At 72.8% G+C, this 6,982-nt stretch carries 5 protein-coding genes and 1 rRNA gene; all 6 read right to left on the reverse strand.

The annotated features are described in order from the left end of the window. Nucleotides 1–131: 131 nt before the first annotated feature. Nucleotides 132–1,268 (reverse strand): phosphate ABC transporter substrate-binding protein PstS, encoded by a 1,137-nt coding sequence (pstS, locus tag ACIA8Q_RS08140; protein WP_387907416.1) that lies wholly within the window; start codon nucleotides 1,266–1,268, stop codon nucleotides 132–134. A gap of 227 nt (nucleotides 1,269–1,495) precedes the next feature. Beyond that, nucleotides 1,496–2,011, reverse strand: a complete 516-nt coding sequence (locus ACIA8Q_RS08145; protein WP_396316910.1) for an NUDIX hydrolase — start codon at nucleotides 2,009–2,011, stop codon at nucleotides 1,496–1,498. Between the two features lie 13 nt (nucleotides 2,012–2,024). Beyond that, nucleotides 2,025–3,113: a CHAD domain-containing protein gene (locus ACIA8Q_RS08150; RefSeq protein ID WP_360214936.1), complete on the reverse strand. Its 1,089-nt coding sequence runs from the start codon at nucleotides 3,111–3,113 to the stop codon at nucleotides 2,025–2,027. 117 nt (nucleotides 3,114–3,230) lie between these two features. After that, nucleotides 3,231–5,408 (reverse strand): RNA degradosome polyphosphate kinase, encoded by a 2,178-nt coding sequence (locus ACIA8Q_RS08155; RefSeq protein ID WP_360214933.1) that lies wholly within the window; start codon nucleotides 5,406–5,408, stop codon nucleotides 3,231–3,233. 420 nt (nucleotides 5,409–5,828) lie between these two features. Then, the gene (gene mshD / locus ACIA8Q_RS08160) at nucleotides 5,829–6,833 is read right to left on the reverse strand and encodes a mycothiol synthase (protein ID WP_396316909.1); all 1,005 of its coding nucleotides are present in this window, start codon (nucleotides 6,831–6,833) and stop codon (nucleotides 5,829–5,831) included. A 74-nt stretch (nucleotides 6,834–6,907) separates the two neighbouring features. Continuing rightward, nucleotides 6,908–6,982: ribosomal RNA gene (rrf, locus tag ACIA8Q_RS08165) — 5S ribosomal RNA — on the reverse strand; the annotation flags it as partial.

Here is a 6,982-nt window from a genome sequence, read left to right on the forward strand (position 1 = left end):
GGTGCCGCCCCGGAAGGGGGGACGGCACCATGGCGGCGGTGCCCCGGACGTGGTGCTGGGTCAGTGCGTTCCGGTGGGGCGGCCGCGGCCCCCCTCGCTCACGGGGCCGCCCCACCGGTCGTGCCGTACGGTCAGGCCAGGGTCGGGACGACCGCGTTGACCTTGTCCGTCAGCTCCTTCGGCAGCGGGACGTAGCCCTTCTCGCCGATCGCCTTCTGGCCCGCGTCGCTGATGGTGTAGCTCAGGAAGGCCTTCAGGGTGTCCAGGGTGTCGGCCTTGTTGCCCTTGTCGCAGACGATCTCGTAGGTGACCAGGACCAGCGGGTAGGAGCCCTCGTCCTTGGTCGCGTAGTCGAGCGTCAGCGCCAGGTCGCTGCCGGTGCCGGCGACCTTGGCCTTGGCGAAGGTGTTGGCGGCGTTCTCGGCGGTGGCCGCGACCGGCTTGGAGGCGCCGGTGTTGATGGCGGCGCTCTTCAGGTTGTTGGTCTGGGCGAAGGAGAGCTCGACGTAGCTGATCGAGTTCTTGACCTGCTTCACCTGGGCCGCGACGCCGGCGCTGCCGTTGGCCGACTGGCCGCCCTTGGCCGCCCAGGTCTTGCTGGACGGGTAGGTCCAGGCGCCGCCCGAGGCCTTGGAGAAGTACTTGGTCAGGTTGTCGGTGGTGCCGGAGTCGTCCGAGCGGTGGAACGACTGGATGTCGGCGTCCGGCAGCTTGGCGCCCGGGTTGAGGGCGGCGATCGCCGGGTCGTTCCACTTGGTGATCTGCGAGTCGAAGATCTTGGCGGCGGTGGGGCCGTCCAGGACCAGGTTGTCGACGTTGTCCACGTTGTAGACGAGCGAGATCAGACCGCCGACCATCGGGAGGTCGATGCCCTGGCCGCCGGTGCAGACCGCCTTGGTCGCGTCGACCTCGGCCGGCTTCAGGGCCGAGTCGGAGCCCGCGAACTGGACCTTGCCCTGGGTGAACTGCTGGACGCCCGCGCCGGAGCCCACGCCGCCGTAGTTGACCGTGGTGCCGGAGCAGGCCGCACCGAAGGTGGTCTTCCACACGTCGATCGCGTTGCCCTGGGCGGTCGAGCCGGCGGCGATCAGCGCACCGGGCTTGCCACAGTTGATCGCCGCGGCGGCCGAGGCCGAACCGCTGGAGCCGTTGGACGCCGTGGTGTTGTTGTTATCGTCCGAGCCGCAGGCGGCGAGCGACAGCGAGCTGACGAGCGCCATGGCACCGATGGCGAGGGCCTTGGAGCGGCCGTTCCGCTGGAGCTTCACTGGGGTGTCCCTTTCTGTGGCATTGCCCGTCGCGCGGGCCGTGCGAGGACGGCGGAGCGCGGGTTTTGCTGTGGTCCGGGGCCCGTGCGGCCCTCCGGTAGACCCGAAGTTAGGCCGGGTAAGTGACACGACAGCCGGTCGCAAGTGAACGGGGAGTGAACCTCGAACGGATGACAGGAAACTACGTCAGGTAGTAACGGTTGCGTCACGGCAAGGGCGCGACGAGATCACTTCCGCCGGTCCTCCGCCGACGGCACCCCGCCCGCCCGCACCGGCCGCGCCCCCAGGACCAGCAGCAGGGCGTCGACCAGCAGCCGGTCGCGCCCGTGCGTCAGCCGCGCGCGGGCCTTGCCCGCCGGCAGCCACTCCAGCCGGTCCACCTCGCGGTTCGGCCGGAAGGCCCCGCCCGACGGCACCGCCGCCCAGTACCGGACCTCCTTCGGCCGGCCCTGCACCAGGTAGTGCTGGGACGGCAGCTCCGGTCCCAGCACGCAGGAGTAGCCGGTCTCCTCCCGCACCTCGCGCAGCGCCGCCGCGACCATTCCCTCCCCCGGGTCGAGCTTGCCCTTCGGCAGGCTCCAGTCGTCGTACTTGGGCCGGTGGATCACCGCGATCCGCGGCCGCCCCAGCCGGCCGCTCTTCTTCGGCCGGCCGGGCAGCCACAGCACCGCGCCGGCCGCCAGGATCACCGGGGCGTGCGCCGCCCTCGTCGTGGGGCTGTCCTCTGCCCGCCCGGTGCTCAGGCGATCACGCAATTCAGGCCGTCCGTGGTGCGGGGGAATGCCCCCAGCCCTCGGCAGGGGGGAGGTCCGGCCAGCCGTCCGGGCCGGGCGACAGGTCGGGCCACCGGCGGCAGAAGGCGTACCGCGCCGCCTCCACCTCCAGTCGCTGATCAGCATGCACCACGCCCAGCACGTACGCGGTCGCCGGGGTGATCCGCGGCGTCCGCGCCGCCGTGGCCGCGGTCACCGCCGCGTCCGCCGCCTCCTGGTGCCGGCCCAGCACCGCGTCCAGCTCGTCCAGCTCCGCCGCACCCCGGCCGCACACCTCCGACGCGTACCGGGCCCGCTTCACCAGGATCCGCGTCCGCGCCCACGGGGCGTCGTCGGCCGCCAGCGCCGCGTCCGCGTCCGCCGGGCCCCGCGCCGCGGGCACCGCGCCCAGCCGGCGCATGCCGTCCCCGCCGTACGGCGTGGCGGCCCGCTGCAGCGGGAGCTGCTGGGCGCTGGCCGACAGGGCCGCGAACGCGGCGGCCGCCTGCGGCAGCAGCACCGCCGCCGCCCGCCCGCCCGCCGCCTCCAGCAGCGGGGCCTCGCCGACCAGCAGGGTCATCCGGTCCGCCAGCGCGTGCAGCCGGGCCGAGCGGAGCTCCTGGAGCACCGAGGAGTGCGCCCGGGTGCGGGCCAGGGTCAGCTGCCGGTCCAGCAGCGCCCGCGCCTTGGGCGCCCCGGCGTGCCCGGCCAGCATGCCCGTCCCCTCCGGGTCGCTGCCGCTCAGCGAGTCCAGCGCGCCCAGCAGGCGGGCCGAGCGGCGGACGTAGCCGGGCTCCAGCGCCAGCAGGTTGAGCAGCCAGCGCAGCTCGGTGCGCGACTCCTGGGCCCAGCCCTGCTCGAACAGCGTGCCGAAGGTGTGCAGCAGCCCGCCGACCCGCCGCACCGACCGCAGCAGGTCCGCGGTGCCGGCCGCCGGGACGACCGCGGCCGTCCCCGGTCTGGCGCCGACCTCGCCCACCGCCAGCGGCAGGGCGCGCAGGAACGCGCCCGCCTGGGCGGTGAGATGGCTGGAGAGGATGTCCCCGGCGGTCGCGGTGGAGGCCGCCTGGGCCGTCATCGGCGCATCGGTCATGGCGTGGTAGATCCCCGTTCCCCCGGGTTCGTCCCCCGGGGCTGGTGGCCGACCGCTGGAGCTCCGGCCCGCGGGCATCGGGGCCGGTGGCTCCAGCGGCTCGCATCAGTGGTCGCGTCAGCGCGAGGTGGCGGCCCGGCGGCGCTGGCGCGAGTCGATGAGCAGGTCCTGGACGTGCCGCAGCGACCGGCCCTCGGCGTCCTGCGAGTGGCGGGTCCACGCGCCGTCCGGCCCCAGGTGCCAGGACTCGGTCTCGTCCGACACCCCGAGGTCGATCAGCCCGGACAGTTCGGCGCGGTGCGCGGGATCGGTGATCCGCAGCAGCGCCTCGATCCGGCGGTCCAGGTTGCGGTGCATCATGTCGGCGCTGCCGATCCAGACCTCCGGGTCGCCGTTGTTGCCGAACACGAAGATCCGGGAGTGCTCCAGGAAGCGCCCCAGGATGCTGCGCACCCGGATGTTCTCGCTCAGCCCGGGCACCCCCGGCCGGATCGCACAGATCCCGCGCACCCAGACGTCCACCGGCACCCCGGCCTGCGAGGCCCGGTACAGCGCGTCGATCACGGCCTCGTCGACGATCGAGTTGACCTTGAGCTTCACGTGGGCCGGGCGGCCGGCCCGGTGGTGGGCGATCTCGTTGTGGATCCGCGACACCAGGCCGTCGCGCAGACCGCGCGGGGCGGTCAGCAGACGGCGGTAGGACTCCCGGCGCGAGTACCCGGAGAGCCGGTTGAACAGGTCCGAGAGGTCCGCCCCGACCTGCGGGTCCGAGGTCAGCAGCCCCAGGTCCTCGTAGAGCCGGGCGGTCTTCGGGTGGTAGTTGCCGGTGCCCACGTGCGAGTAGCGGCGCAGGGTGTCGCCCTCCTGGCGGACGACCAGCGACAGCTTGCAGTGCGTCTTCAGCCCGACCAGGCCGTACACCACGTGGCAGCCGGCCTCCTCGAGCTTGCGGGCCCACTTGATGTTGGCCTGCTCGTCGAAGCGCGCCTTGATCTCGACCAGCACCAGCACCTGCTTGCCGGACTCCGCCGCGTCGATCAGCGCGTCCACGATCGGCGAGTCGCCCGAGGTGCGGTACAGCGTCTGCTTGATCGCGAGCACGTCCGGGTCGGCGGCGGCCTGCTCCAGGAAGGCCTGGACCGAAGTGGAGAAGCTGTCGTACGGGTGGTGCAGCAGCACGTCCCGCTCGCGCATCGCGGCGAAGATGTCCGGCTGCGAGGCCGATTCGACGTCGGTCAGCCCGCGCGCGGTCCCCGCCACGAACTTCGGGTACTTCAGCTCCGGGCGGTCCAGCTCGGCGATGCCGAACAGACCGGTCAGGTCCAGCGGCCCGGGCAGCGGGAAGACCTCCGCCTCGGTGATGTTCAGCTCCCGCACCAGCAGGTCCAGGATGTAGGGGTCGATGGACTCCTCGACCTCCAGCCGCACCGGCGGGCCGAAGCGCCGCCGCATCAGCTCCTTCTCCAGGGCCTTGAGGATGTTCTCGGTGTCGTCCTCCTCCACCTCGAGGTCCTCGTTGCGGGTGACCCGGAACGCGTGGTGGGCCAGCACCTCCATGCCGGGGAAGAGCTCCTCCAGGTGCGCTCCCATCACGTCCTCGAGCGGGACGTAGCGCTGCGGCGAGGCCTCCAGGAAGCGGGCCAGCGACTGCGGCACCTTCACCCTGGCGAAGTGCTTGTGCCCGGACACCGGGTTGCGCACCACGACGGCCAGGTTGAGCGAGAGTCCCGATATGTACGGGAAGGGGTGCGCCGGGTCGACCGCCAGCGGGGTCAGCACGGGGAAGATCTTCTGCCGGAACAGCGTGTGCAGCCGGGCCTGCTCCTTCTCCGCCAGCTCCGGCCAGCGGACCACCTCGATGCCCTCGGCGGCGAGGTCCGGCAGCACCTCCTGCTGGAAGGCCGCGGCGTGCCTGGCCATCAGCTCCCGCGAGCGGGTCCAGATCAGGTCCAGCACCTCGCGCGGCTGCAGGCCCGAGGCGCTGCGCTGGGCGACGCCGGTGGCGATGCGGCGCTTCAGCCCGGCCACCCGGACCATGAAGAACTCGTCCAGGTTGCTCGCGAAGATGGCGAGGAACTTGGCCCGCTCCAGCAACGGGATCCCCGGGTCCTCGGCGAGCTCCAGGACGCGCTCGTTGAAGGCGAGCCAGCTGCGCTCGCGATCGAGGAAGCGGCCCTGGGGCAGGGCGTCGAACTCCTGCTCGTCCTCGGCCGGCAGCTCGGGCGGTATCCCCAGCGCACTGGACATCCGGGCCGGCGGGGACAGCGCGGCAGAGACGGGGCGAGGAATGCTCATGGGCTCCAGCTCCTCCAGCAGCAGGACGGCGTCCGGACGCGAATGGCTCTGCGGGCCGTCGTCCTCACCCGTGGCCAGCGCCCACCCGCCGGGCGCGGTCCGTACAGGGCCGGCCGACGTGTGGCGGTCGACTCTGCACGAGCGAGACACTACGGACTTCATCCTGTGATCTTCGCGGCAGCAATTGAATCCACGGTAAACACCGCATGGCCAGGAGGAAAGCTGAGTCGGTCGGGGCAAGGGCCGGTGTCGTCCGACCCCTTGCCCCGGGCCGCCCGGTCGGGCTAGTGGGCCCGCCGGGACCGGCCCCCGCTCCGCTTCCCGCCGGGACCGCCGGGCCGTCCCGGTCGTCCGGGCCGTCGGGGCTGTCCTGGCTGTCCTGGCTGTCCTGGGTGTCCCAGCCGATTCGGCCTCGTCGGCCTAGTCGGACGCACCGACCTGGCCGGACGGGCCGGCCCGGTGGTGCACGCGGTACATGAGGTCCACCTCGTGGATGGTGAACCCCAGTCGTTCATATACCCGCACGGCGGCCGGATTGTCAGCGTCGACGTAGAGCAGCACGGTCTCCAGCCCGCGCTCGCCCCCGCCTGAGCCGGTCAGGTGACGGAGGCCGGCCGCGGTGAGCGCACGGCCCAGCCCGCTGCCCTGCTCGGCCGGGTCCACCCCGACCACGTACACCTCGCCCAGGGCGGGCTCGGTGGCGGTGGCGGGGTGCACCTTCGTCCAGTGGAAGCCGACCACCCGGCCGTTCCGGGTGGCCAGGAAGAAGCCCGCCGGGTCGAACCACGGCTCCGCCAGCCGCTCGGCGAGGTCCTGCTCCGTCCAGGCACCCTGCTCCGGGTGGTGGGCGAAGGCCAGCGCGTTCAGCCGCAGCCACTCCGCGTCGTCCTCCCCCGGACGGAAGGTGCGGAGCTCGACGCCCCCGGGGACGGCGACGGCCTCGGTCTGCGGCCCGGTGCGGCGCATCTGCCTCAGCTCGCGGACCAGCTCGGCGCCGTACGCCCCGGCCAGGTGCCGGGCCGCCGGATGACCGCCGTGCACCCAGAAGTCCACCGCGTCGCGCCCCGCCCGGTGGGCCTCCGCCAGCACCGCGTCCACCAGCGGACGGGCCAGGCCCCGGCCACGGGCCGCCGGGTCGACCACCAGCTCGGCGGCCGGGCGCTCCTGGATCTCCAGCTGGCCGTAGCCGACGACGGCCCCCGCGCCACCGGTCTCCGCCGCCGCGGGCCCGCCGGCGCCCTCGCTCTCGACGAAGTGGGTGACCGACCCGCGAGGCGTGTCCGAGGAACGGAGCCGGAGCCGGCCCTGCTCGGACACCGCGGCCCGACCGTCCACCACCTGGGCGTCCGCCAGGACCCGCAGGGCACCCTCGCGCTGCTCGGGCCGGAGCACACTGTTCGCCATGACCGTCGTCTGATCGTCCATGCCCTGACAATACGTCACCGGAAATGCAAAGAACCCCCGATCCGGAACGGATCAGGGGTTCTTCGTGAATGATTGTTCGGCGGCGTCCTACTCTCCCACAGGGTCCCCCCTGCAGTACCATCGGCGCTGTGAGGCTTAGCTTCCGGGTT

This window comes from Kitasatospora sp. NPDC051705 (assembly GCF_044453265.1).
GTDB lineage: Bacteria > Actinomycetota > Actinomycetes > Streptomycetales > Streptomycetaceae > Kitasatospora.